This window comes from Agrobacterium sp. FDAARGOS_525, assembly GCF_003938925.1.
In the GTDB taxonomy this organism is placed as follows: domain Bacteria; phylum Pseudomonadota; class Alphaproteobacteria; order Rhizobiales; family Rhizobiaceae; genus Agrobacterium; species Agrobacterium pusense.
The window spans coordinates 1-25,897 of record NZ_RKIU01000002.1 but is presented as its reverse complement, the minus strand read 5'-3'; the positions used below and the strand labels follow the sequence as shown (position 1 = coordinate 25,897).

The 25,897-nt window shown below is 58.5% G+C and carries 23 protein-coding genes and 3 pseudogenes; 15 read left to right on the top strand and 11 right to left on the bottom strand.

Features of this window, described 5'->3' with window-relative positions:
* The first annotated feature begins 11 nt into the window (after positions 1-11).
* The 3 genes from EGT36_RS00250 to EGT36_RS00240 all read left to right on the top strand — a co-directional run bounded on the left by EGT36_RS00250 (position 12) and on the right by EGT36_RS00240 (position 4,303).
* Positions 12-515 carry a YciE/YciF ferroxidase family protein gene (locus tag EGT36_RS00250; RefSeq protein WP_113731503.1) on the top strand — a complete coding sequence of 168 codons (504 nt, stop codon included), beginning with the start codon at positions 12-14 and terminating at the stop codon, positions 513-515.
* Between the two features lie 75 nt (positions 516-590).
* The gene (gene katE, locus EGT36_RS00245) at positions 591-2,741 is read left to right on the top strand and encodes a catalase (protein ID WP_072492890.1); all 2,151 of its coding nucleotides are present in this window, start codon (positions 591-593) and stop codon (positions 2,739-2,741) included.
* A 464-nt stretch (positions 2,742-3,205) separates the two neighbouring features.
* Complete coding sequence (locus tag EGT36_RS00240; protein WP_125269925.1) at positions 3,206-4,303, top strand: IS630 family transposase; 1,098 nt, start codon at positions 3,206-3,208, stop codon at positions 4,301-4,303.
* On the opposite strand, the gene EGT36_RS00235 is transcribed toward EGT36_RS00240, so the two are convergent.
* From EGT36_RS00235 to EGT36_RS00215, 5 genes and pseudogenes are all read right to left on the bottom strand, one after another.
* A protein-coding gene (locus tag EGT36_RS00235) for an IS5 family transposase (protein ID WP_125269924.1) occupies positions 4,300-5,066 on the bottom strand; the annotation gives its coding sequence in 2 pieces (ribosomal slippage) (positions 4,300-4,754 and positions 4,754-5,066; 768 coding nt in all). The genes EGT36_RS00240 and EGT36_RS00235 overlap by 4 nt on opposite strands.
* A gap of 20 nt (positions 5,067-5,086) precedes the next feature.
* On the bottom strand, positions 5,087-5,914 hold the full coding sequence (locus EGT36_RS00230; RefSeq protein ID WP_125269923.1) for an alpha/beta fold hydrolase: 828 nt from the start codon (positions 5,912-5,914) through the stop codon (positions 5,087-5,089).
* 156 nt (positions 5,915-6,070) lie between these two features.
* Positions 6,071-6,964 (bottom strand): annotated as a pseudogene (locus EGT36_RS00225) (IS3 family transposase); the annotation flags it as partial.
* On the bottom strand, positions 6,965-8,326 hold the full coding sequence (locus EGT36_RS00220) for an IS110 family RNA-guided transposase (RefSeq protein WP_125269922.1): 1,362 nt from the start codon (positions 8,324-8,326) through the stop codon (positions 6,965-6,967). It lies immediately after the preceding pseudogene.
* A gap of 215 nt (positions 8,327-8,541) precedes the next feature.
* Positions 8,542-8,811, bottom strand: a pseudogene (locus EGT36_RS00215) (transposase); the annotation flags it as partial.
* A 200-nt stretch (positions 8,812-9,011) separates the two neighbouring features.
* On the opposite strand from EGT36_RS00215, the gene EGT36_RS00210 reads away from it, so the two are divergent.
* On the top strand, positions 9,012-10,703 hold the full coding sequence (locus tag EGT36_RS00210; protein WP_125269921.1) for an FAD/NAD(P)-binding protein: 1,692 nt from the start codon (positions 9,012-9,014) through the stop codon (positions 10,701-10,703).
* Here EGT36_RS00210 and EGT36_RS00205 read toward each other — a convergent pair.
* Both EGT36_RS00205 and EGT36_RS00200 read right to left on the bottom strand, forming a co-directional pair.
* The gene (locus EGT36_RS00205; protein ID WP_125269920.1) at positions 10,688-11,416 is read right to left on the bottom strand and encodes an MOSC domain-containing protein; all 729 of its coding nucleotides are present in this window, start codon (positions 11,414-11,416) and stop codon (positions 10,688-10,690) included. The two genes, EGT36_RS00210 and EGT36_RS00205, sit on opposite strands and share 16 nt — an antisense overlap.
* Positions 11,417-11,794: 378 nt before the next feature.
* On the bottom strand, positions 11,795-12,643 hold the full coding sequence (locus EGT36_RS00200) for a helix-turn-helix transcriptional regulator (protein WP_125269919.1): 849 nt from the start codon (positions 12,641-12,643) through the stop codon (positions 11,795-11,797).
* Between the two features lie 188 nt (positions 12,644-12,831).
* Between EGT36_RS00200 and EGT36_RS00195 the strand changes: the two genes are divergently transcribed.
* From EGT36_RS00195 to EGT36_RS00180, 4 genes are read left to right on the top strand one after another with little or no spacing between them, the layout of a single operon-like run.
* Positions 12,832-16,278 carry a response regulator gene (locus EGT36_RS00195; protein WP_125269918.1) on the top strand — a complete coding sequence of 1,149 codons (3,447 nt, stop codon included), beginning with the start codon at positions 12,832-12,834 and terminating at the stop codon, positions 16,276-16,278.
* Complete coding sequence (locus tag EGT36_RS00190) at positions 16,275-17,108, top strand: CheR family methyltransferase (protein ID WP_113731508.1); 834 nt, start codon at positions 16,275-16,277, stop codon at positions 17,106-17,108. Before EGT36_RS00195 ends, EGT36_RS00190 begins: the two co-directional genes overlap by 4 nt.
* On the top strand, positions 17,105-17,683 hold the full coding sequence (locus EGT36_RS00185) for a chemotaxis protein CheB (protein ID WP_072492897.1): 579 nt from the start codon (positions 17,105-17,107) through the stop codon (positions 17,681-17,683). The genes EGT36_RS00190 and EGT36_RS00185 overlap by 4 nt, the downstream gene beginning before the upstream one ends.
* A gap of 13 nt (positions 17,684-17,696) precedes the next feature.
* Positions 17,697-18,815, top strand: a complete 1,119-nt coding sequence (locus tag EGT36_RS00180) for a hybrid sensor histidine kinase/response regulator (protein ID WP_234797310.1) — start codon at positions 17,697-17,699, stop codon at positions 18,813-18,815.
* Between the two features lie 421 nt (positions 18,816-19,236).
* Here EGT36_RS00180 and EGT36_RS30880 read toward each other — a convergent pair whose 3' ends face one another.
* Genes EGT36_RS30880 through EGT36_RS00165 form a run of 3 tightly spaced genes read right to left on the bottom strand, consistent with a single transcriptional unit; the run spans position 19,237 to position 20,617 of the window.
* Positions 19,237-19,497, bottom strand: coding sequence for a divalent metal cation transporter (locus tag EGT36_RS30880; RefSeq protein ID WP_279795941.1), 261 nt, complete (start codon positions 19,495-19,497; stop codon positions 19,237-19,239).
* Positions 19,461-20,276 carry an NRAMP family divalent metal transporter gene (locus EGT36_RS00170; protein WP_279795942.1) on the bottom strand — a complete coding sequence of 272 codons (816 nt, stop codon included), beginning with the start codon at positions 20,274-20,276 and terminating at the stop codon, positions 19,461-19,463. The genes EGT36_RS30880 and EGT36_RS00170 overlap by 37 nt, the downstream gene beginning before the upstream one ends.
* A gap of 14 nt (positions 20,277-20,290) precedes the next feature.
* Positions 20,291-20,617, bottom strand: coding sequence for a hypothetical protein (locus EGT36_RS00165; protein ID WP_052114311.1), 327 nt, complete (start codon positions 20,615-20,617; stop codon positions 20,291-20,293).
* Between the two features lie 195 nt (positions 20,618-20,812).
* Here EGT36_RS00165 and EGT36_RS30875 point away from each other — a divergent pair, with 195 nt between their 5' ends.
* Positions 20,813-20,941 (top strand): hypothetical protein, encoded by a 129-nt coding sequence (locus EGT36_RS30875; RefSeq protein WP_279795943.1) that lies wholly within the window; start codon positions 20,813-20,815, stop codon positions 20,939-20,941.
* 181 nt (positions 20,942-21,122) lie between these two features.
* A complete protein-coding gene (locus EGT36_RS00160) occupies positions 21,123-21,365 on the top strand; it encodes a hypothetical protein (RefSeq protein WP_113731509.1) in 243 nt (80 codons plus the stop codon).
* 24 nt (positions 21,366-21,389) lie between these two features.
* On the opposite strand, the gene EGT36_RS00155 is transcribed toward EGT36_RS00160, so the two are convergent.
* Complete coding sequence (locus EGT36_RS00155; protein ID WP_125269917.1) at positions 21,390-21,884, bottom strand: response regulator; 495 nt, start codon at positions 21,882-21,884, stop codon at positions 21,390-21,392.
* A 55-nt stretch (positions 21,885-21,939) separates the two neighbouring features.
* Between EGT36_RS00155 and EGT36_RS00150 the strand changes: the two genes are divergently transcribed.
* The 5 genes and pseudogenes from EGT36_RS00150 to EGT36_RS00125 form a co-directional block, all read left to right on the top strand.
* Positions 21,940-22,311 (top strand): YsnF/AvaK domain-containing protein, encoded by a 372-nt coding sequence (locus EGT36_RS00150; RefSeq protein ID WP_279795944.1) that lies wholly within the window; start codon positions 21,940-21,942, stop codon positions 22,309-22,311.
* A 32-nt stretch (positions 22,312-22,343) separates the two neighbouring features.
* The gene (locus EGT36_RS00145; protein WP_024895857.1) at positions 22,344-23,198 is read left to right on the top strand and encodes a YsnF/AvaK domain-containing protein; all 855 of its coding nucleotides are present in this window, start codon (positions 22,344-22,346) and stop codon (positions 23,196-23,198) included.
* Positions 23,199-23,339: 141 nt separating this feature from the next.
* Complete coding sequence (locus tag EGT36_RS00135; protein ID WP_113731512.1) at positions 23,340-24,251, top strand: PhnA-like protein; 912 nt, start codon at positions 23,340-23,342, stop codon at positions 24,249-24,251.
* A gap of 111 nt (positions 24,252-24,362) precedes the next feature.
* The gene (locus tag EGT36_RS00130) at positions 24,363-25,343 is read left to right on the top strand and encodes a L,D-transpeptidase family protein (RefSeq protein WP_113731513.1); all 981 of its coding nucleotides are present in this window, start codon (positions 24,363-24,365) and stop codon (positions 25,341-25,343) included.
* Positions 25,344-25,369: 26 nt separating this feature from the next.
* Positions 25,370-25,897 (top strand): annotated as a pseudogene (locus EGT36_RS00125) (transposase); the annotation flags it as partial.

Here is a 25,897-nt window from a genome sequence, read left to right as displayed (position 1 = left end):
GGAGAATTGAAATGGCAGCCACCAAGACACTCGACGACTTGTTCCTCGACACTCTCAAAGACATCTACTTCGCAGAGAAAAAGATCCTGAAGGCCCTTCCGAAGATGGCCCGCGCCGCCAATTCGGAAGAAGGGAAGGCAAGCTTCCTGCAGCACCGCGAGGAGACCCAGGGCCAGATCGAACGCTTGGAAGAGGTCTTCGAACTGCTCGGAAAGGCGGCGCGCGGCAAGACCTGCGAAGCCATACAGGGCATTATTGCCGAAGGCGAAGAGATCATCGAAGAGTTCAAGGAGTCTCCGGCTCTGGATGCAGGGCTCATCTCATCCGCCCAGGCAGTCGAGCACTACGAGATCGCCCGTTACGGCACGTTGATCGAGTGGGCCAAACAGCTTGGTCTGAAGGACGCCGTACCCCTGCTGGAGGCGAACCTCGCCGAGGAGAAAGCGACAGACGAGAAGCTCACGCAGCTCACAAAGGCCTCTGCGAACGCCAAGGGCAAAAGCAAGGCTTCCTGAGGTCCCAGTGCATTATTCAAGGCCGTCCCACAGGGGCGGCCTTTTTGTATCCAGCCATCACCAAAGGGGATAACCATGGCAAAGCGTACAAAACGGGCGACCCGCTCGACCTCTTCCACGGACACTGTCACCATCCATGATCAGCAGCTTCACCGAGGCGCGGGCGGCGAACTCCACCAGATCGCTGAGGACGGTGCCGACGTGTTGACCACGTCGCAAGGCGGACCAATCGCCGACGACCAGAACTCTCTTCGGATCGGCGCCCGCGGTCCGCTGCTGATGGACGACTTCCATTTCCGCGAGAAAATCTTCCACTTCGACCACGAGCGAATTCCGGAACGCGTGGTTCACGCACGTGGCTATGGCGCCCACGGCTTCTTCGAAACCTATGAATCCTTGTCCGACGTCACCCGCGCCGACATCTTTCAGCGCGCAGGCGAGAAAACGCCTGTCTTTGTCCGCTTTTCTACTGTCGCCGGCAACAAAGGTTCTGCCGACCTCGCCCGCGATGTCCGCGGTTTCGCCGTGAAGTTCTATACGCAGGAAGGCAACTGGGATCTCGTCGGCAACAACATCCCTGTCTTCTTCATTCAGGACGCAATCAAGTTTCCGGACTTAGTACATGCCGCAAAGCAGGAGCCGGACCGGGCCTTCCCCCAGGCGCAGACCGCCCACGACAACTTCTGGGATTTCATCAGCCTTACGCCGGAAAGCATGCACATGGTCATGTGGATCATGTCGGACCGCACCATCCCACGATCCTTCCGTTTCATGGAGGGGTTCGGTGTACACACCTTCCGTTTCGTCAATGACAAAGACGAGTCCACGTTCGTCAAGTTCCACTGGAAGCCAAAGCTCGGCCTCCAGTCGGTTGCGTGGAACGAGGCAGTCAAGATCAACGGCGCCGACCCCGACTTCCATCGTCGCGATCTCTGGCAGGCGATCCAATCCGGCAACTTTCCGGAATGGGAACTCTCTGTGCAGCTCTTTGATCAAGAGTTTGCCGACAACTGGGACTTCGACGTCCTCGATCCGACGAAGATTATTCCGGAAGAGTTGTTGCCGGTAAAACCAATCGGCCGTCTCGTGCTCGACCGCATGCCGGACAACTTCTTCGCGGAGACCGAGCAGGTCGCGTTCATGACGCACAACGTTCCGCCGGGGATCGACTTCAGCAACGACCCTCTTCTTCAGGGCAGAAACTTTTCCTACCTCGACACGCAGCTCAAGCGGCTTGGCGGACCGAATTTCACGCACCTTCCCATCAACGCACCAAAGTGTCCCTTCCACAACTTCCAGCAGGACGGGCACATGGCGATGCGCAACCCGGTCGGCAGGGTAAACTACCAGCCGAACTCGTTCGGGGAAGGTCCCCGGCAGGCCCCGTCCCGAGGATACCGCCACTTTCTGGCCGAGGAGAACGGCCAGAAAGTGCGGCTGCGTCCGGAAAGCTTCGGCGACCACTATAGCCAGGCCCGCCAGTTTTTCCTCAGTCAGACGCCGCCCGAGCAGCGGCACATCGCGATGGCACTCACGTTCGAGCTAAGCAAGGTCGAGACCGTCGCTATCCGCGAACGGATGATCTCGCACCTGCTGAACATCGACGAGACGCTCGCCACCACCGTTGCCCAGAAGCTCGGAATCCAGACAATGCCTAAGCCCGCCGACGCTGCCATGCCCACACGTCAGGATCTGGAGCCGTCTCCCGCGCTTAGCATCGTGCAAGGCGGACCGAAGCGGTTTGAGGGCCGCAAACTCGGCGTGCTTGTAACGGATGGCGTCGATGCAAAGCTCCTCAAGAAGCTGATGATGGTGATCGAGAAGGAGAAGGCTTTGGTTGAGCTGATTGCGCCGAAGATCGGAGGCGTGACCGCGTCCGATGGGACCTGGATAGAGGCGCAGCACATGATCGACGGTGGCCCCTCGGTGCTGTTCGACGCCGTCGCCGTCCTCGCGGCTCCGGGCGCAGTTGAGGATTTGGTGAAGGAGGCGACAGCACGGGACTTCGTGGCGGACGCATTCCAGCACTGCAAGTTCATCGGCTACGACGAGAGCGCTTTCCCGCTTCTCGTCAAGGCTGGAATCACCGACGATCTCGACGAAGGCACGATCGCACTTCCCGGTGAAGGGGGGGTTGCCGCTTTTGTATCCGAACTTGGGAAGTTGCGGGTGTGGGGCCGGGAACCTGCTCTTAAGCTCGGCAAAGCCTCGCCTCCGGTCGAGTGAAGTTCAGGCGCGGACCTCGTGTCCGCGCCGTTCTCTCTAAACGGTGAGGGACGAGATAGTTGTTTCCAATGTTGGCGTTCCATGGAACGACAAACACGCATGAACTAACGCACCCGGAGCCCATAAATGAGGAGTCAGTCTATAAAGTCTCTGCTGGCCGCGCTCGTTGAGCCGAATAACATCGAGACCGGCGGATGGGGACCCGTGCAAATTGGGGTTGGCGCCGTACGGGCGGGCTGGGACATTTATTCGGGCCACTACAGGCTTCAATTCCAAGCCACGGTCTCGGCGGCCGGCTAAATGGCTTTTAGCGCATGGATTGCGACAAGGCTGCCAAGGGGGCGCAGCCGGGCTGATCCTTTAAATCGATGAAGAACAGCTGTTTGAGGAGCTCAACTAGTCACCTGGAACCAAAGTAAGCCTCATTTTGTTCAGCTTCTGTCACAAGAGCAGGAGTTTGTTTTATGGTTGGCAGGCAGGCGGACCTCGTCGTTCTGAGCGACGAGGATAGAAATTTCCTCGAATCTCAGGTGCGCCGGCATAAAGCGCCACGCTCCTTGTCGGATCGGTGCCGAATGGTCTTGCTGTGCGCGCAGGGTCTGCGGAGCAAGGATGTAGCCGAGCGGCTCGGGGTCCACGAGCACACGGTAGGCAAGTGGCGCCGCCGGTTCGTACACGATGGTATCGAAGGACTGACGGACGAATACCGGACAGGTCGGCCACGAACTGTCTCTGATGCTCAGGTTGCCGAGGTCGTCGAGCGTACATTGAATGCCACTCCAAAGGATGCCACGCACTGGTCCATTCGTTCGATGGCTGCCGACAGCGGGCTGTCACACACCACCATCCGCCGGATATGGACGGCATTTGGTCTGCAGCCGCATCGTGCCGAGACATTCAAGCTTTCTTCCGATCCCCTCTTCGTTGACAAGGTGCAAGACATCGTCGGTCTTTACATGTCACCGCCGGATCGGGCAGTCGTGCTTTGCGTGGATGAGAAATCGCAAATCCAGGCATTGGATCGCGAGCAGCCCGTTCTGCCCATGGCGCCGGGTGTCGCCGAACGGCGCACCCATACCTACGTCCGCAATGGCACAACGTCGCTGTTCGCCGCGCTCGACATTGCCACTGGTGCGGTGATCGGTCATTGCTACAAGCGTCACCGGGCCACCGAATTCCTCGACTTCCTGAAGCGGATTGACGCCGAAATGCCCAATGGACCGGATGTGCATCTAGTGATGGACAACTATGCGACCCACAAGACGCCGAGGATCAAGGCCTGGCTTGCTCGCCGTCCACACTGGCATGTTCACTTCACACCAACTTCAGCATCCTGGATCAACCAGGTCGAGCGGTGGTTTGCAGAGCTAACGCGAAAGCAGTTGCAGCGCGGCGTACATCGTTCCACCGCAGAACTGGAAGCCGACATCCACGCCTTCATCGAAACCCACAACGAGAACCCCACCCCATACAAGTGGGTCAAGTCCGCCGACCAAATCCTCGCCTCGGTCAAGCGATTCTGCCAGAAAACAATGAGCCGAACTTCAGATTCAGGTGACTAGGCCGTAGACTCATAAACGCGGAGCCACAATCGCATTGAGGCGAGTTGGACCATTGCGAGGAAGTTCTCGGCCAGCTTGTCGTATCGTGTAGCTACCCTGCGGAAGTGCTTCAATTTTGAGAAGAAGCGCTCAATCAGGTTCCGCTCACGGTAAAGCCATGTGCTGAAGTAAGGTTTCGACCTGCGGTTGGACTTGGGCGGGATATTGGCGAACGCTCCTTTTTCGCGGAGAGTTGTTCGAATGCGATCGGCGTCATAAGCCTTGTCCGCCAGCACGATTGTTCCAGCACCGACATGGTCGAGCAGATCACCGGCAGCTTGGACGTCATGGCTTTGTCCAGCGGCAAGGCCCAGTCGGATCGGAAGACCTTGCCCGTCGACGACCGCATGGATTTTGGTCGTGAGGCCGCCTCTGGAGCGACCGAGACAATGATCTCGATCCCCCTTTTTGCTGTCGCAGCCTGTTGGTGCGCCCGGATGGAAGTGCTGTCGATCATCTGGATGTCGCCATCATGCGCGGAGGTGATAGCATCCATCATCCGATCCCAAACGCCCGCTTTTCGCCAGCGCACGAAGCGATTGTAGCAAGTTGTGCGCGGGCCATAGCGTTCCGGCAGGTCGCGCCACGGTGCGCCGGATCGCAGTACCCAGAAGATGCCGTTCAGCACGCGCCGGTCATCGACACGCGGCACGCCTCTAGGCTTGTTGGGGAGCAACGGCGCGATCACGCGCCATTCGAAGTCGGTCAGGTCATATCGGCTCATGCCGTCCCTGAATCAGATTTTCATGTGGTTTGAAAGTCGTGCTTGTCACGAGCTTCGACAAGCACCTTGCTGGTGAAATCCCGAACTAATCGTAGCACTTCGCCTGGCATCTCACGGTGCGGCATGTGATGACAATCGGTAAGCAGCACTTCCTGCGCGCCACCGCCAGCCAAGGCCGCGATGCGATCTGGGTGTGCCCGCGATCCATATTCGTCAAGATCGCCATGCAAGGCGAGGATCGGGCAATTTAGCCGGCGCAGGTCATCATCAAGGCACCAATCCGCGAAAGCAGGTGCAAGCCACGTCTCGATCCACGCATCGAGGACCCATAGCGTCTTACCACCATGATATCGGGCGAGGCGTCCTATCTGCTTCTCGTCTCGAAACATCTCCCGCGCCTGTTCGATACCGGCAATCGTCCTATCCTCGACAAATGCTTGGGCGGCGAGAGTGATCACAGCATCAGTTTCGGTCGCAAATGTCGCGCCAGAAGCAATCGCCATTCCACCCCCAACGCTATGTCCGAACAGAATCATGTGATCGACCGCGAACGCCTCCCGAATATGGGCAAGTCCAGCAGATGCTTCGTTCCGGACGAAATCTGGCTCCAACTTTCTCGGATTTGGGTCGGACCTGCCAAAACCAAGCCGATCATATGCAATTACGGGACGGCCTGTGGCCGCAGCCAGCTTGCATGGAAAATCCCGCCATTGGTCTACGGAGCCCAAACTGTCGTGGAATAAGATTATCGGTGGTGCTTCTGGCCTTCCCACCGACCCCCAAAAGCGAGCGAACAGACGGCCATCAGGTGTCTCGATAAACGTATCAGTCGGATTCGAATTATTCATAAACCTCGCTTAGCACGCTCATCCCTCAGGTAAATCGAATAGCCATGCTGCCTCGGCCGCCCCTTGCAATTTTTATGGGTTCACGGCCTAGAACGTGATTGACGAGCCTTTGAGATTTGCGGCCTTTGGCCTGCTGCCGGTTTTTCGGACACCGAGTTAAGCTAATCCCACCTTGGTTTCAAAGTCATTGGGGCTGAGATAGCCCAGTGTCGAGTGGCGACGCTTCGGATTGTAGAAGCGCTCTATGTAATCGAACACATCCGCTCTGGCGTCATTCCTCGTGCGATAAACCCTGCGTGCTGTTCTCTCCGTTTTCAGTGATGAGAAGAAGCTTTCCATTGCAGCGTTGTCCCAGACATTTCCAGAGCGGCTCATGGAGCAGGTGATGCCGTGGTCGCTCATGAGGCGCTGGAACTGCTCGCTCGTATATTGGCTTCCCTGATCAGAATGATGCAGTAGCGCGTCTGGTTTTCCTCGACGCCAGATCGCCATGATCAGCGCATCTGTGACAAGCTGGGCCGTCATGTTGGCATTCATCGACCAGCCGACGACACGGCGTGAGAACAGGTCAATGACGGCCGCGACATACAGCCAGCCTTCTGCTGTCCAGATATAGGTGAAGTCGGCCACCCATTTCTGGTTCGGCCGCTCTGCCATGAACTGACGGTCCAGCACGTTCGGCATGATGACGGCACGGTCACCGGCATCTTTCGGCAAGCCACGCCGTCTCGGCCTCGCCCTGAGCGCATTCAAGCGCATCAGCCGCTCGATACGATGGAGACCACAGGATAATCCTTCTTCCAGCACGTCATGCCATACACGGCGAGCACCATAAGTGCGGTCGCTGGCTTTGAAGCTCTGCCTGATCTTGTCCAGCAGAACCTCATCATAGCGAGCGCGTTCACTCGCAGAACGATTGAACCAGGCATGGAAACCTGAACGAGAAACCCCTAGCGCTTCGCAGAGCCATGCCACCGGCCAGATCGAACGGTGCTTTGCAATGAACGCGAACCTCATATCGCGTCCCTGGCAAAGTAGGCTGCGGCCTTCCTAAGAAACACTCTCAGCATCGGGAATGGGATCAAGTTGATATCCCAAAGAGCGAGCACGGCGCTGCAGGTTTGCCAAGACTCGACCGCGATGGCGCTCGTCATATGCCGCCGCACCGGGATCACGATAAGCCATGCCGAACCGAAGGGCATTGAAGAAGAGAACCGCGATCTTACGTGCCGTCGCCGTCACGGCTTTCTGCTTTCCGATGCGCCTTGCCAAACGTCGATAAAATGCACCCAGTGCCGTGTCGCTTCGGCCAATCGTGGTGGCTGCCAACCGCAAGAGTGCGGCTGCCCGGTTCGATGATCGGCGCGTTCTCGAGGAGAGAAGTCTTCCGCCAGATATTTTGTTGCCGGGAGCCAGGCAGAGCCATGATGTGAAGTGCTTGGCGGTGGGCCATGCTCGTAGGTCAGTTCCGCATTCGCCGATGAGCTTGAGGGCGAGCGAGGAGCCGAGGCCGTGAATCTGTGTTAAGTCGGTGCCCGTAAGGCCGTATAGAGCGGCCCGGACATCAAAGGACGGTGCATTCGTCTGCTTGGTCTTTGTCCGGATTTTTGGCAGCGGCGCGAGCGGCACTTCGACTTCCACAGTCATCATGGCGATCGCCGTTTCCAGCTTGCGGTCGCATTCGAGCATCTTCAATTGATAGAAGTCGTAAAGCTCCAGTGATTGGGAAAGAGCAAACACGTGTTCATCACGATCGTTGCCGACCAGCGATGCTTTGATCGTTTCGATAAAAGAGTGGCAGCGAACGTCACGCAAAGAGGCCAGGGCGTCAGGATCGCGCTCGCCGGAAACGATTGCCCGGATAATCTTCATACCGGTCACGCCGGTGATGTCGGAGACAACATGATGGAGCTGCAGGTTCATTTCCATCAGAGCCTTCTGCATGTGCTGGATATGAGCTGCCGCATACTCGACCAGACGTTCTCGCTGGCGCAGATAAGCACGCAAAGTGGCAACCTGCGCATTGGGACGAAAGCTGCCGCGTAACAGACCATAGGAATGCAACTGGCGAAGCCATGCCGCATCATTGACGTCGGTCTTCCGCCCTGGGACGTTCTTCGCGTAACGCGCATTGACCAGGATTACCTCAAAGCCATGCTCCTCCAGAATCTCGAAAGCCGGTATCCAGTAGACGCCGGTCGACTCCATAGCCACGCTCGTGACGCCGCAAGATCGGAACCAGGCAGCGAGATCATGCAGATCATGGGTGAAGGTGCCGAAAGCGCGGATTGGCATGTCATCGCTGTCCGGATTGACCGCCGCCATATGCATTGTGGACCCGATGTCGATCGCGGCTGCGCTCGGGTTCAGGCGGGTGAGGTTCTGCGGGGCAGATAATCTTGTCTTGGGCATGGCTTCTCCTCCTTCGGTTCGGGAGGGGCTGGGCCGCACAAGTTCGTCATTTTCCTAATCGGGATCGCTGCTGAAGCCGCGTCACCACTCTCAAGTTCGCAACAGCCCATGTGCCACGTTTTTTAACGGGGTCGAACGCCTCCAATAAGCAGTCGGCAACTCCCCTCCGGAGTGCAGCGTAGCACAGCCTGTTTCTACCGCGCACAGGCGGACCAAAGCCCGTGATCGTTTTTTAGGATGTCGCGCTCCGCCTTCAACTTGGCGACTTCACGACGGAGCCGATCAATCTCAAGCTGCTCTGGCTTCATCTGGCCTTTTCCAGGAAAGGACTGGCTGGGATCGTCGCCGTATTCGCGAACCCATTTGCGCAACACATTCTCGTGGACATCAAGGTCACGGGCCGCCTGGGCAACAGAGACCCCACGCTCCTTGACCAACTTCACCGCCTCAAGCTTGTACTCGCGGCTGAACTTCCTTCGTTGCATTCATGCTCTCCGGTTTCAGGAGGAACACCTTAACTCGGTGTCCATGAAACCGGCAGCAGGCCAGATCTCACATCACGTTCACACGATCCCCCTTTTCTCGAAGGCTAGTTCGCGCGGGCGCATGAGGGCGGGAACAATTTCAAGGGTGGAACATTCCCTGACAGCCGTGCGAGATTGTTCGCCGGACATAGGATATGTCCATGCTTCCACGAATTGCGATCATCGGCACGGGTCCAACCGGCCTCTACACGTTCAAACAACTGATCGGCTCGACCGTTCCCCTGTCGATCACCCTTTATGAAGCAGAGGGAGAGCCGGGCAAGGGTACGCCCTATCACCCCGATATGAATGACCCGGCGATGCTCTCCAACATTCCGAGCATCGAGCTTCCGGCTTTCACCGAGACCCTGGTCGAATGGCTGCGGCGGCAGGATGAGGACACGCTGATGCGCCACGGCATCCGCCGCGAGGCGATTGATGAGCGGGAATTCTATCCCCGCCTCGTGCTCGGCGAATACATGCAGGCGCAGTTTGCCCGGATGCAAAATCTGGCCGGCGAACGCGGCCACGAAATCCACGTGCTGGCCCGCCATAAGGTCACCGATATCGAGATACAGGCGGCCGCAGTGCGGCTGAGGGTATCCCGTCCCGACGCAGAGGAGGACGCAGTCTTCGACCACGTCGTGATGGCGACCGGCCACAATTGGCCCGACAGCACCGAAATACGACCCGGCTACTTCGTTTCGCCCTGGCCGGCCACTGTTTTGAAGTCGATCCGCAATGAACCCGTCGGCATTCTCGGCACCTCGCTGAGCGGGATCGACGCCCTGATGACCGTGGCGACGGCCCACGGCATGTTCTACAGCGATGCGGCGGGTGATCTGCAATATCAGCCGGCTGCCGGGACTGAGGATTTTCGCGCGACGCTGATGTCCCGCAAGGGCATCCTGCCGGAGGCCGACTTCTACTGCCCGCTGCCCTATGTGACGCCGCTCGTCTGCACGGAAGAGGCCATAGACGCGCTGATCGCGACAGGTCGTCACGACCTGCTCGATGAGGTCTTCGAGCTGTTCCGCGGAGAAATCGTCGCCCGCGACCCGGATTATGCCACCAGCATCGGCCTTTCGCAGCTGACCGTCGAGACCTTCGCAGCCGCCTACTATGCCGACCGAGCCGAAAGCGATCCGTTCGTCTGGGCCGCGAAGAACCTGGCCGAGGCCGAGGACAATAGGGTGAAGCGCTATACCGTGCCGTGGCGCTATGCGATCCTGATCACCCACGAGATTGTCGCGCGCGTCATTCCGCATCTGGACGAGAAAGACCTCAAGCGCTTCCACCGCCACTTCAAGGGCATCTTCATCGACGACTATGCAACCGTGCCGCTGATGTCGATCCGCCGTCTGCTCGCGCTGTCGCGTGTCGGCAAACTGTCCATCCTGCGGCTCGGCGAAGACTATACGATCCGCACGGCCGAGGTCGGTCTGGAGCGGGGCGCAGAGGTCGAGGTGTCAGGCACGGTGCATCGCTTCGGCGCCTTCATCGATGCGACCGGTCAGGAAACCCTCTCGGCGACGGATCTCCCCTTTCCGACGCTTGTCGATCAGGGAGGCGTGCGCGAAGCCGCGACGCCCAAGGTCGAGGCGATCATGTCGCTCGATCGCGATCCCGATATGGTGCGCACCGGCGGCATCGATGTCGATGAATTCTATCGCCCGCGTCTCGGCCTGATGTCGGAAGGCCGGCTCTATTGCGCGGCAATCGCCTTCCTCCTGCACAAGGAGCCCTTCGTTCAGGGCATCACCAGTGCCCGGGATATCGGCGAGACTGTCGGCCGGGCAATCCTCAAGGATATCTCGCAGGCGGAAACGCCGCTCTTTCAGATCTCGGCATAGACGGCATCGCCGACACTGATGGTCACGCCCTCGGTGGGCGTGGCATAGACGCCGAGATTGCGCTTGTTGTGGCGCATGATCCCGCGCAGCACATCGGGCTCTTCCGCCATGCCGGGCTGTGCGACAAGCGTCATGCCACAGCGGCGCGACGCCTCGGTGACGCGGATATCCGTGTCTCCGATGCGTAACGTATGGTCAACCCACTCGTTTTCGATGAAACCTTCGCCTTCTTCCGTTTCGATCAGCACGGAGGGGCGGAACCGTCTTGCGTCGAGTGGCGGAAGGCCTGTTACCGCGGCAAGCGCCTCCGTCGAAGCGGTCGTCACAAGGTGAAGCGGCGCTGGCTTGTAACGATTGGAGACGACGGGGAAGCGGTAATCGCCAGACCCGACGAGCCCGACCGCGACCGGGAAGCCGAAATGCTCTGCCAGGCGGTCCGGCAATGCACCGTCGTCGAGCGCATGTTCGGCGCCGTCGGCAAAGCACAGCACCGGCAGTCCGGAGGCCGGTTGCCAGGCGGTGATGAAGAGGGCAGGACGCCAGCGCGTTTCCTTCTCGGGGGCGGCGGCGAGGCCGGTTTCCGGATCGAACAGCGCGAACCGTCGGTCGCCTGCGATGCCCTCGGGCGACACGGTGATCGAGGCGAGCGTCTCCCCGCCAAGAGAACTCACCGGATAGCGCCAGACTTCCCGCACTCGACCGATTTTTCGCATAGTTGTTCCTTCATTCACCAATATTCAATATCCACCGAACACGGCTTGATGTTCCAGAAAACTGGGACCCGGGACTAGTTTGCAATCTTTTTGCGAAGATTGATGCAGCAACCTAACGCCTTTCTACAGATCTTGATTCGGACTGCCCAAACGGGGATTTTTGAAGGTTGGCTGACGCCAACTTGTTTGCCAGCGTTCCAAGCCGGTCCACGCGGTTTGGTAGGGCCGATTGTGAGATACCCATTTCAATTCTCGTCTAGCCACGATTGGCCAGAGAGAGTTCGCAGAGTTCCTAGCTGCGAAGCAGGCGCAGGCGCAGGCAGACAGTCTGCTCTTATTGGGCGAACTATTGAAGCGCGCGAAGCCTTCAGTGAGGACCTACATCCGGTCCCTGAACTCTTTCACACTCATTCCAACCCATGATTTGAAAGTCCTTTGGAAATACGCGCTATCCTGAAAGCCCAGCCTGCTGGCGATTTCGTCGATGGGCATTTCTCCTGCGGCCAAGAGCAATCGTGCCCTTTCCATTCGACGTCGGAGCACGTGCTGGTATGGGGTCTCTCCGGTGGACGCCTTGAAGGCCCTGCTGAAATGGAACCGACTTTGGCCCGCGAGTGCAGCAAGGCTCGATAGGCTGAGATCTGAGCCAAGGTTCTCCTCGATAAACTCGTCGATCAGAGCCAGAGGCGCTCTGCCAAGGGGCGGCGGCTGTCTCAATGCCGGCATTGTTGCTTTGTGGATCGCCAAGATCGTGATCAGGCCCAATGCTTCTTCGTATAGAGCATCAGAATGATCTCGCTTTAGCAGGCCGGCCCATTGGCGCAGGTATCCCGCGACTTCGTCGCTTCGGTAATAAACCTTTTCATCGACATGTTCGGCGAAGCGAGTGTCCAGCTCCTGCCGGATAGCTGCCGGATCTAAATAGATAGCTGCGAACGAGTTGTTCCGCCTTTGGAGTTCGGACCAGCCAGTGACGCGTGCACCCCGCGGGACATAAGTCAGCGTGTGGCGGAGGTCACGGCGGTTGTCCTCCAATCCATCCCCTGCACGTATGCCCCCATCTTCCAGGACAATGTCATGGTAATGGAGGTCGCTCGTCCAGTCGTAACTGAAAGCAGCACCCAACTCTGGTTGAAGGTACTCCACCGTGAAGCCGCTGAGCTTCCTTGCGTGACGTTGCGGCGAATGGGCCAACCCCTGAAGGGCAAGCAACTCATTTCGTTCCATTTTTAGCGTAATCTTGCTTTCCTCATAAAATTATTGCTACCTAGGACTCTATTCAAGTTGACGTGATCGGCGGGAGTGGATGGGACACAGCAACCACACGCTTTGCGACCCCGCTAGCCATTTCCCGTTTCCGATGCCGTCACTCTTACGTGATAATATCATCTGACCGAGTTTTTAGAGACCTTCTGATGCACAGAAAAACATCCGCACTTACAGGCAACAGAATGCTCGGTCTGGAGCGAAATGCCCTCATCGGCGCAGCGACCGCGATCTTCTTTTTCGTCATCAGCACCGCGCTAACCGTTTACACAGTCCAGAACGTCAGAGACAGCAATGCGAGAGTGACGCAAACGCATGGTCTTGTGGTGGCGCTCGACCTGCTTTTGATCGACATACAAGATGCAGAAACGGGATTACGTGGCTTTCTCCTGACCTCTGAGGAGGCCTATCTTGCGCCATATCACCGTGCCCTCCCACAGGTTCAGAGCCGAATGGACACAATCAGCTCGGCTGCCACAGCCGAGATGCGCGAACGTGGGAGTGTCGAGGAACTCCGAGCGTTTGTCTCGTCCAAACTTGAAGTGATGGCGCTAACACTGGAGGTCTTCCAGACACGAGGGTCCGTCGAAGCGTTGACCCTTGTAAAATCAGACCGCGGCCGCAGCGACATGGACGGCATCCGCAACGTCATCTCCCAACTGCGTAACGAGGCTGGTGAAGAGCGGAGCCAGCGCCTTGAGGAGATGAATGCGTCATACATTATTGCCTGGGCGAGCGCGCTAGCTTCGGGGCTGCTTGGCATCGTCATGACCCTCGCGATCTCCGCACTGGTGAGAAAATCCACTCTGGCGCAGAAGCGCGAACAGTGGTTGCGGGATGCACAATTGGGCTTGGCTGCATCCGTCAGCGGTGAGCAGCAAATCGCGAAACTTGGCGAAAACATCCTGGGCTTCCTCACCAACTATCTCGGTGCCGTTGCAGGTGCCATTTATGTCGAAAATGCCGGCCGCTTTCATCGCATGGCCGTCCACGGCGTACCTGCAGACGTGATCCTGCCTACGAGCTTTGGCCAAAACGACAGCTTGTTCGGCCATGTGTTGCGGGATCACCGTCCGATCGCGGTTGGCGAGGTTCCGGATGGCTATATCAACTTCGGCTCGGCTCTTGGACAGCAGAAGCCACGTTATCTCGCCTTGGCGCCTGCGATCGTTGAAGGGGACATAAGAGGCGTTTTCGAACTCGGCTTCCTGTCTCCCATCAGCGATCAGACGTTAGTGCTTCTTGAACAGGTCTCAGAGCTGATTGCTGTCGCCATCCGATCAGCGGAATTCAGAACCCGCCTCCAGGCTCTTTTGGAAGAGACCCAGCGGCAATCGGAAGAGCTGCAGGTGCAGGGCGAGGAGCTGCGCGTTTCCAACGAAGAGCTCGAAGAACAGGGGCGCGCGCTTCGCGAACAGCAAACCCGCCTGGAACAGCAGCAGGCGGAACTCGAACAGACCAACTCCCAGCTTGAAGAACAGGCGGAGGAACTGGAACGGCAGCGCGACAATCTGGAACGGTCAAAGGACGCAATCGAAGCCAAGGCAAAGGAAGTGGAACTTGCCAGCCGCTACAAATCGGACTTCCTGGCGAACATGTCGCATGAGCTGCGCACACCACTCAACTCTTCGCTCATCCTTGCCAAACTTCTGGCCGACAATTCCGAAGGCAATCTAACGGCACAGCAGATCCAGTTCGCCCAGACGATCCAGTCTTCGGGCAATGACCTCCTGAATCTGATCAATGACATTCTCGACCTCTCCAAGATCGAGGCGGGCCATGTCGAGATAAATCCGGAAGCGGTGTCCATCGAACGGACCGTCAACGGACTGCGCCACATGTTCGAACCGCTCGCAACCAACAAGGGCCTCCAGCTCAACGTCTCCGTGGAGGCCGGCGTGCCGGCCGTCATCCAGACCGATCCGCAGCGCCTGGAGCAGGTGTTGAAGAACCTTTTGGCGAATGCCCTGAAGTTTACGGAGAAGGGCAGTGTGTCGCTCGCGGTCAGCCGTCACGGCGACAATCAACTGGCCTTTGCGATCAAGGACAGCGGCATCGGGATTGCCGAAGAACAGCAGAAGCGGATCTTCGAGGCCTTCCATCAGGCAGACAGCACCATCAGCCGCAAGTTCGGTGGCACCGGGCTCGGGCTTTCGATCTCCCGCGAACTAGTGCGCCTGCTCGGCGGCCGCTTCCGGCTGGAGAGCAAGCTCGGCCAAGGCAGCACGTTTACCATCGTCATTCCGGCCGAGTTCGACAGTGCGCTGGTCCAGGCTCCGAAACAGGATTTTGCCCCGCCCGTCGCGTCCGCTGCAGAACCCGTCTTGCGCGCTGAAGCAGAGACCATTGCACAAAAGCCGAAGGCAGTCGCAATCGTCGATGACGACCGTGCAGCATCCGAGCCGACGGCCCGCAAGCTGCTGATTGTCGAGGACGATCAATCCTTTGCACTCATCCTGCGCGATCTCGCCCGTGAGCTGAAGTTCCAGGCGCTCGTAGCCGGAACCGCTCAAGAAGCCCTGGAACTCGCCCATCAGTATCTGCCGAACGCCATCCTGCTCGATGTCGGTCTTCCGGATCAATCCGGCCTCTCGGTGCTTGACCGCCTGAAGCGTGACGTGCGGACGCGCCATATTCCGATCCACATCCTCTCCGCCGAAGATTATTCCGACCGGGCTCTCTCATTGGGCGCCGTCGGCTACGCGCTGAAGCCCGTACAACGCGATCACCTGGTGTCGATGATCGAGTCCCTAGGCGCGAAAGCCGAACAAACGCTGCGGCGCGTGTTGATCGTTGAAGATAACGCCGTTCAACGGGACGCTCTGTCGAAACTCCTGTCGTCGCATGACGTCGAAACGGTGGGGGCCGGGACTGCGGCAGAGTGCATCTCGTTGCTGGCTGAACAGACCTTCGACTGCATGGTGCTGGATCTGTCGTTACCAGATACATCCGGCTTTGCGCTTCTGGAAACGTTGAGCGAAGCGGGCATGCATTCCTTCCCGCCTGTCATCGTCTACACCGGACGCGTTCTCTCGTCCGAAGAAGAACAGAGACTTCGCCGTTACTCGAAATCTATCATCATCAAGGGTGCAAAATCGCCGGAGCGTCTTCTCGACGAAGTTACCCTCTTCCTGCACCAGGTGGTCTCCGAGCTGCCGGACGAGCAGCAGCAAATGATCCGCAAAGCGCGCAATCGCGATGAACTGCTGGAAGGGCGCCGCATTCTGATCGTCGAGGACGACGTGCGCAACGTCTACGCCCTGACCAACATCCTCGAACCACGCGGGGTGATCGTCGATATCGCCAGAAACGGCGAGGAGGCGCTGGAAAAACTGGAGCAATCGATAACAAACCCAGACGGGCGGATCGATCTGGTTTTGATGGATGTAATGATGCCGGTCATGGATGGCCTCACCGCTACCCGCCACATCCGCAAGAACTCAGCATGGCAGAAGTTGCCGATCATCACCTTGACGGCAAAGGCCATGCCGGACGACCAGAAGCGCTGCATCGAAGCCGGCGCCAATGACTACATGGCAAAGCCGCTTGACGTCGAAAAGCTTCTGTCTCTCGTGCGCGTCTGGATGCCGCAATGACGGAGACGTTCGAAAAGGTGGAGGATATAGAGATCCGGCTGCTGCTGGAGGCGCTTTATCATCGCTACCACTATGACTTTCGCAGCTACGCCATGTCGTCGATCCGGCGGCGGTTGCGCCAGGCACGCGAACAGTTGGGCTTTGCGACCATCTCAGCCATGCAGGAGCGCGTCCTTCATCATCCCGAGATGCTTGACGACATGCTCCGCTTCCTTACGGTCCAGGTCAGCGAGATGTTTCGCGACCCGTCCTACTTCGCGGCGATCCGGGAGAAGGTCGTTCCGCATCTTCGCACTTACCCCTCCTTGAAGATCTGGATTGCCGGATGCAGTTCGGGCGAAGAGCTCTATTCCTTTGTCATCCTTTTTCGCGAGGAAGGGCTTGAGGAGCGAACCCTCTTTTATGCGACGGATATCAATCCAGAGGCCCTCGCCCAGGCGGAAGCCGGAATTTATGACATCGAACGGGTCAGATTGTTCACCGAGAACCATCGTGACTCCGGCGGCAAGGGATCTTTGTCTGACTATTACACGACGGGCTACAACCGGTGCATCCTGGACAAAAGCCTGCGGCGCAATGTCGTGTTCTCAGATCATACTCTTGTGACGGACCAGGTCTTTGGTGAGATGCATCTGGTCTCCTGCCGGAACGTCATGATCTATTTCGACCGGGATCTCCAGGACAGGGCTGTCGGTCTTTTCCGGGATGCGCTGCCACGCAACGGCTTTCTCGGGCTGGGCTCGAAGGAAACACTGCGGTTTTCGGCACACGCCGATGGCTTCCGGGAGTTCGTCCGAGATGAGAAGATCTATCAGAGGATCGGCTCGTGAAGGACAATCCGAACGGTGCGATCATCATCGGCGCCTCCGCTGGGGCGCTGGAAGCGCTGTCCATGATATTGCCGCCACTGCCTGCGACTTATCCGTATCCTATCTTCGTCGTGGTGCACTTACCGCCAAACAAACGCAGTGTGCTGGCCGCGATTTTTGACCTCAAATGTCAGCTTCGCGCGATCGAGGCGGAAGACAAGGAGCCCGTGGAAGCCGGGTTCATCTACTTCGCGCCCCCTAATTATCATTTGTCGCTCGAGGGGCGAACGCATGTCGCTTTATCCAGCGAGGAAGAGGTTCTCTTCTCGCGGCCATCGATCGACGTGGCATTCGAGAGCGCGGCAGACGCCTGGGGCAGCCAACTGACAGCTATTGTCCTGACGGGCGCCAATCATGACGGTTCCCAAGGCCTTTCGGCCGTCGTTCGTTCTGGCGGAACGGCAATCGTTCAGGATCCGTCCGAGGCTTTCGCTCGGGCCATGCCCGAAGCTGCCATCCGCGCATGCCCAAGCGCTCAAGTTTTGACCTTGTCGAAGATTTCAACCTATTTGCAGAACATCGAAAATGAACACTGACGTCAAATTCCTCTTGGTTGACGACCTTCCAGAGAACCTGCTTTCTCTGGAAGCTCTGCTACAACGCGACGAGCTGATGCTATTGAAGGCGCGGTCCGGCGATGAGGCTCTCGAGCTTCTGCTCCAACATGATGTGGCACTGGCGCTGATTGACGTTCAGATGCCAGGACTGAACGGCTTCGAACTTGCCGAACTTATGCGAGGCAATGAGCGGACACGGCGGGTTCCGATCATTTTCGTGACTGCCGGTACCCATACAGCCGAGCGGCGGTTCCAGGGATATGAAGCGGGCGCCGTCGACTTTATTCAAAAACCGATCGAGCCGGATATTCTGCGCAGCAAGGCAGAGATTTTTGCAGAGCTCTATCGTCAGCGTAAAATGATTTCCGAACAGCGCGACCTTCTCGAGGCACAGACTCGCGCGCTTCAGCTCGCCGACAAGCGTAAGAACGAGTTCATCGGCGTTCTCGTCCATGAACTGCGCAACCCACTTGCCGCTCTCAATGGCGGGCTGAAGCTTCTTTCGAGAAAGCCGGATGCTGGCAAGGTGGAGCAGATCCATGGCCTCATGCACCAACAGATGGACCACATCATCAGGCTCGTTGACGACCTGCTCGATGTGTCACGGATAACGCAGGGCAAAATCAATCTCGTAAAGTCTGACTTTGACTTGAGAGATGCCATTCACTCCGCGCTGGATATGACAAAAGAGGCAATCGAGGAGCGAAACCATGCTTTGTCCATCAACGTTCCGGATCAGCCGTGCATGATGTTCGCTGACAAGGTTCGGCTGACGCAGTGCGTTTCAAACCTCGTGAACAATGCCGCAAAATACACGCCGATGGGCGGTCAGATTGAGGTAGCGCTGGAATTACTTCCGCGCACCTATCGCATCAGCGTCACTGACAATGGTCTCGGCCTCAGTGCCGAGGCCGCTGGCGCAATTTTCAGGATGTTCGAGCAAGTCGAAGAGCATCGGAATCATGCTCATGGGGGACTTGGGATCGGCCTCGCCCTCGTCAAACAACTCATGGAGTTACACGGCGGCGATGTTTCGGTATGGAGTGATGGTCCGGGGTTGGGCAGCGTTTTCACGCTTGAGCTACCGATACAGGCAGCGATAGCTCCATAGTGGAGAATGACTGCTTCCAGGATGTGTTCTGGCGCCCTCGAATGACGGAAATGACGGCGCGTAGCCGCCTGGCAGCTATCTGTGCCGGAATATATCCTTCGGGCCGGAAGGCGAATTTATTCAGCGCACTGAGAGGGGAGAAAGGCGCTCTGCCCTCTCTCCCCCACAAGCACTAAACCCGTCTCCCCATGCTTCGGCCTGCGGCCTGCAGCACCGGCCGCATTTCCATGAAATACGTCTCGGCCCTCCGGGTGGGTGATCCCCCTCCGGTTTAGCGCTTGTCCGGCATCACCGGAATACGCAGTCAGGGTACCGGGCTCAGCTTGAACGAGCGCTAACGCCGAGGTCAGGAAATCGGCGACATCGCTCTCCTTTCCGGGCCTGGCCTTCAATGGCACGTACAGCGCAAGTTTGGGCATGATCAACTCCTCAATGTAAACCAACAGATCCAGTCCTGCGTTTCGGCGAAGGCATATGCCGCAGAGCCAGCCTGTACCGGGATCGACAGCAATCCGGTTCCAACGATGCCGAGGCTGAACAGGACAAAGGCAAAATTGCCGGCGATCGGCTTCAGCGCTTCGGCGACATCAGCCGCCGACTTGATATCCGTCTTGCCATTAGCGTGCAGTGTCGCAGCCGCACACATCATGATCGCGACAGCGACGATGGTGGAAACGGCCATACCCGCGAGGGTATCAAGCTCGATCCGGTTGAGCTCTTTGGGAGCTTGACGCGGCGCCTCCTCAAGCGGCTTGGCTTCGTCCTGCGAACGATCTCTTCCACCTCCTGGCTCGACTGCCAGAAGAACAAGTACGGACTGATTGTCGTGCCGAGGATCGCAACGACCACGGTGAAACTGTCGGTGTTCAAGGGAAAGGTTGGCCAGACAAATCCTTTCAACGTCGCCATCCAGTCGATCTTTACCACAAACAGGACGGCGATGTAGGCGAACAGGACCAGCGTCAGCCACTTCAGGATGTTGGCATATCGCTCATAGGGAATGAACATCTGCAGCCCTAGTGACAAGAGGGCGAAGAAGATGGTGATCGGCAGGCTCGGCATTCCCGTCGCGAGCTCGACCGACGCACCCATCGCCGCGAGGTTCGCGCCAATATTGATGCAGTTGGCAACGAATAGCAGACAGACCAACCCGGTGACGAGCCATTTCGGCCAGATGGCACCCATGTTGACCGCCAGCCCCGATCCGGTCACGCGGCCAATTCTGGCGCTGACAAGCTGGATTGCCGACATCAGCGGATAAGACAGCAACATGGTCCAAAGCATGTTGAAGCCGAACTGCGCGCCGGCCTGGGAGTAGGTTGCGATCCCACTTGGATCGTCGTCGGCGGCTCCAGTGATTAGGCCAGGGCCAAGCTTCTTCAGAACCGAGCCTGATGTCGGACGCGACGTGGCGTGCCCGGAAGGGGGCGCGGGTAGCGGGCCGTCAATTGAGGTGTTCACATCCGTCGTCCCGGTTAGCGGGTCGCGCCAAAGATCCAGGCGACCGCAGCTGTGAGGGCTACAGCAGTGAGCGGGTTTTCCTTGATCCAGCCGCGAACGCTGTTTGCAAAACCGTCGCTTTGCTGGTTCTCAGGAGCACTGGCTTTGACGCGCTCAGCCTCTTGTGGATCGGTGCGGCCTGCCGGGACGGAGGTGATCGTGTGAGAAACAGGATCCGACGCGGGAAAGGTATCTTCGAGGCCTTTATCGAGATCGCCCTTGTCCTCCTCTTGCCGCTGTCGTGCCTTCTCCAACTCGTAAGCCTGAACTGCGGGTGAAGAAGATTTGGGATCGTCGGCCATCGGGGCTCTCCAGGATGAGGTGCCAGATAACGTCATCCCGAAACGATAAGTTCCGATGGTGCATCAGCACCGTACCCTGTCGAACATTCCTCTTGTTGACGTCCCCCTCTACTTGTCGCTGTTTTGCTGAGCATTAGTTCATCGTGATCGAAAGATGACGACATTCCACAAAAACGAAACCGCGAGAAGAGTTCCTTGGCGGACAGGAAGCAACGCTTCGACGCAACGCATAACAGCGCCATGGCGTCAATCAAGGCGGAGGCGGAGGAGCGGCGGCTGAAGACCGAGCGTTTGCGCAAGATGCGGCTTCAGTCGGGAAGTTGACGGAATTTACCCGCCTACACACTCTCGCTTGAGCGGCGAAACGTATCGTTGGGGGTAAGGCCTGACCTGACGCATCCGGAAACGCGCCTGAGAATGCAAATCTGACTTTGAGCGGACCAGACGCGTTCTGACATCGCGCTGTCATCTCCCTTCGCTATCTCATCTTCGAATGGAGAAGGTGATGGCAAGAGAACTGGCATCAGACATTGAGGATATCGCGCGGACGATCGCCGAACTCGCTCTCCCGGGAATGCGACCGAAGGATCTCGTAGACGCGGTCAGAAAGAAACACGCTGCTGCGTCTAAAAAAGAAATATCTCGGGCCGCCTTCTACGCGGTTATTCTGGCCGCTGACGAGGAGCCAGGCCGCGCCGAGGGGCTCCACGAGTTGGCGAGCGTCACACGAAACGAGCTCGACGAATAGAAGGGTATCGCCGAGTAGTCGTCGTCAATGAAACGCAATAAACCGCTTAGGAGCGATACAGTCCCGCCCGGCGTGATGATCCGTTGCGAACTGGATCGTCTCGACCAATTCAAGGTCCATCACCGGCTTTGAGATCACCCCGAGGGCGCCATCGACGCCTGAGCCAAGCTGTTCCGGGTTGCCGGTCATGAAGACGACGGTGACGCCGTCTGCCGCCAGGCGTCGGCCGATTTCCGGTCCGGTCGCACCATCGATGAGATTGACATCGACAAATGCAACTTCTGCCTTGTCGGCAAGCTCGTACGCTTCCTTTGCCGTGGTTGCCGTCCCGATGGCCTCATGCCCAAGCGACAACACTGCCTCTTCGACCGCGCTCGATAACAGCCACTGGTCTTCGACGATCAGAATATTGACCATGCTTATCCAACCTTGCTTCGTGAGCGACAAAATCACTGCGTCAATACTTTGTTCCGGCCTTGGGCGATTTTTGCGCAGCTGGTGACGTGTGACCTTTTCCAAGGAACAAAGTTGGATTCCGCTCGTTCAATGCTTGTCGCAACAATCTGGAATGCGGATGACCAAGCCTGACGAGAAACTCTCGCTGATCGAAGAACAGCTTGTCATCGACAAGCGCGCCGTCATAGACGGCCGCGTTCGCGTCACCACCAAAACCGAGTTTGTCACCGAGAAAGCGGAAGCACGCCTAGACAGCGAGAATGTCGAGGTCACGCGTGTGGCAATCGGACGTGAAGTGTCAGAAGCGCCGGGTGTTCGCACGGACGGTGACGTGACCATTATACCTGTGATGGAGGAGGTTCTCGTTGTCGAAAAGCGCCTTATGCTGGTCGAAGAGATCCACATCCGCCGCGTCGCCACCACTGACGACGTTTCCATTCCGGTCGAACTGCGCAAGCAACGTGCCACCATCGAGCGCGACGACCCCTGAGCTAATTATCAATCCGAGAAAAGGAGAAATTCATGACCTACAGCGAAACCACATCGTCCTACCGCGCCTCGTCATCGAACACGGTGACGGCCTTCTTCGAAAACCGCAGCGATGCGGATGCCGCCGTCGAACGCCTTGCGGAAGCCGGGATTGCCCGCGACGGCATTCGCGTCGTCGCCGGAAAGGAGTCTACAACCTCGACTGAAGTTGCCTCCGAGCACAAGGGCTTCTGGGAGAAGCTGGAAGACTTCTTCTTTCCCGACGAGGACCGCGCCGTCTATTCCGAAGGTCTTCGCCGCGGTGGCTATCTTGTGACGGTCAGCAACGTCACCGCCGCCTCTTATGACAAGGTTATCGATATCCTCGATGACGAGGGCAGCATCGATCTCGATCAGCGCGCAGAGAGCTGGCGCTCGGAAGGGTGGAACCAGCAGGAGACCGTGAGTTCGTATGGCGCCTCCGCCAATCGTGCCAGCGCAACCGGAACGGCAGCTCTGGAGGCCGGCCGTGAAGAGGTTATCCCGGTGGTCGAGGAAGAGCTTCGCGTCGGCAAGCGTGACCTCAATCATGGCCGCGTGCGTGTCCGTTCTTACGTGGTCGAAAATCCTGTCAGCGAACAGGTATCGCTGCGCGACGAAAACGTCAGCATCGAGCGCCGCGCCGTCGATCGCCCGGTGACTGGAACGGAAAACGCGTTCGTCGACCGCACAATTGAGGCAGAAGAACGTCATGAAGAGGCAGTCGTCTCTAAGGATGCGCGTGTTGTCGAAGAGATCGCTCTGCGCAAGACCGCCGAGCAGCGCGAGGAAACCATCAGCGACAGCGTTCGCCGCACCGAGGTGGAAGTCGAAGATGAACGATCCGACAGTGTTGTCCGCAAGGACTAATCAAGGCGGTTCGTTCGATGTAACTGCAGCAGAGACCGGCGATCCCATCGCCGGTCTTTTTTCTATCCTGCTGGACGGGAACCGAACGGCGATTGCGGCGTTAGTATGGCACTCACATTCCCGTGATGAAGAGGATGCACCATGACCGAACCTGTCTCAGTCCACGTGTCGCGCGAAGCGGCCTATGTCGACCCCTCCCTTACAGCCACTTTGCATAAGGTGTCTTGGGGCGCGATCTTCGCCGGGGTCGTCCTGGCGCTTGCCGTCCAGTTCCTCCTCAATCTTCTGGGCGTGGGCATTGGCGCCGCCGTGATCGATCCGGCAACCTACGACAACCCGAATGCGAGCACCTTCTCCATTGCCGGTGGCGCGTGGTTCGTTGTGGCCGGTATCATTGCTTCCTTCGTCGGCGGTTATGCCGCCAGCCGCCTTTCCGGACGTCCGAGCCGCTCGACCGGCGGGTATCAGGGCGTAACCACCTGGGCTGTCACCACTCTTGTCATCCTCTACCTGCTGACCACGTCGGTCGGTGCCCTCATCGGCGGCGCGTTCAGCGGTCTGTCGAGCATTGTCGGCGGTGTTGGCCAGACGGCCGCAACCGCTGCCACGGCGGCAGCCCCTGCCCTCGCCAACTCGGCCAACCCGATGGCGGGGATCGAGCAACAGATCCGCAATGCGTCCGGCGGCAACGATCCGGCAGCCCTGCGTGACGCTGCGGTGTCGGCGGTCCAGGCTGCCGTGACCGGTGACCAGGCAAAGGCCGCAGATGCCCGCAATCGTGCCGCTGATGCGATCGCCAAGGCACAGAACATCCCGGTCGATCAGGCCCGCACCCAGGTCGAGCAGTACGAGAAGACTTATCGCGACAATGTTGCTGCGGCCAAGCAGCAGGCGCTCGAGGCGGCGCAGACGGCCACCAAGGCAGTGTCGGCCGGCGCGATCCTGGGCTTCTTCGCCCTCCTGCTCGGGGCCGTGGCGGCCTGGTTCGGCGGTTCCTACGGCACGAAGAAGGCGTTGCTTCTGGCCGAAACCACCACTCGCCGCACGATTTGACAAGATGAAGGCCGCCGGAAACGGCGGCCTTCTTCCTTGCTTGACCTTTCTCCAATGAAGCCTCTCCATCCACCGGGTGGAGAGTCGCTCCCTAATTTATCGGTAGCCTCCATGCAGAATGCCTTTCGGTACTTTTCACTGACCGCCGCTCTAACGCTCTGTTCCCCAGCCTTTGCAGCGCCGATCGACGCACAAGCCGTCAATACCGCGGCGATCGCGTCCCTTCCGATCGAGGCGCCGGCGGAAAAACAGACCGAGCCCAATCCCGCCATCGTGCATCTGCAGGTCCTGCTCGACCGGGCTGGTTCATCGCCGGGCGTCATCGACGGGTATTTCGGCGACAACCTGACGAAAGCGATCGCCGGCTTCGAGGCGCTTCAACGTCTGCCAGTGGATGGGAAGCTCGATCCCGACGTATTGGGCCGCTTGACCGATGATGCCCCGGCCATCCAGGCCTATGCCATCATTCAGGAAGACAGCAAGGATATCGTCGAGAGCATTCCGAAAGACTATGCCGAACAGGCCAGGATGGAGCATCTCGGCTACACCAGCATTGCGGAGAAGCTGGCCGAGCGGTTCCACATGCATATCGCGCTGATCAAGGCCCTCAATCCGACGGCGGCCTTCAAGCCGGGCGAAACGATCGCTGTCGCCATTCCCGGCGCTGCCAGGACCGGATCGGTCAAGCGGATCGAGGTTCATCGCAAACTGGCGCAGGTTTTCGCTTTTGCCGAAGACGGCTCACTGCTGGCGGTTTATCCGGCGACCATAGGCAGTGAGGATTCGCCCTCACCGACCGGCACGCACAAAGTCAAGGGCGTCTCGCGGATGCCGACATACACATACAACCCGAAGATCAATTTTCAGCAGGGCAACAACAAGAAAATCCTTGAGCTGCCGAGCGGGCCGAACGGTCCTGTGGGTACCGTGTGGATCGACCTGACGGAGCCGACCTACGGCATACACGGCACGCCTGAATCGGAACTGATAGGCAAGGTTGGATCGCATGGATGTGTTCGGCTGGCCAACTGGGACGTCGAGGAACTGGCCGGCATGGTCAAGCCGGGCGTCATGGTCGAATTTATCGAGTAGGTCCAGCTCACCGCCATTAGAAGAGCGGAGCCCATTATCGATGGCCCGGCTGGTTAACCCGTATCAGCGAAGCAAGACTGGTTCGCTCGATGTCCCGAAAGGGTTGCTTCGCGCCTTCGGCGCGGCGAACCGCCAGGCTCGACCACATCGTCCATCATCTCGGACTTGCACTGGGTGGCAGGCCAGCGGCCACCTTTGCCAAAAGGCTGATGTTGCCGGTCAGCAACGATACGCTGCTGCGCGTCGTGCGGCGACGCGGCAGTCCGCGCTTTGTCCCACCCACCGTGATCGGTATCGACGACTGGGCGTGGCGACGAAATCAACGCTATGGGACCATCATCTGCGATCTGGAACGGCGCAAAACCATTGCTCTCCTGCCGGATCGGGAGCCGTCGACGGCCCAGGCCTGGCTCTCGGACCAACCTCAGATCAGCATCGTCGCTCGCGACCTCGGCGGTGGTTACGCGACGGCTGCAGCCAAGGCGTTGCAACACGCCACCCAGGTCGCTGACCGCTGGCACTTAATGGAGAAAGCCAGCCGGGCATTCCTCGAT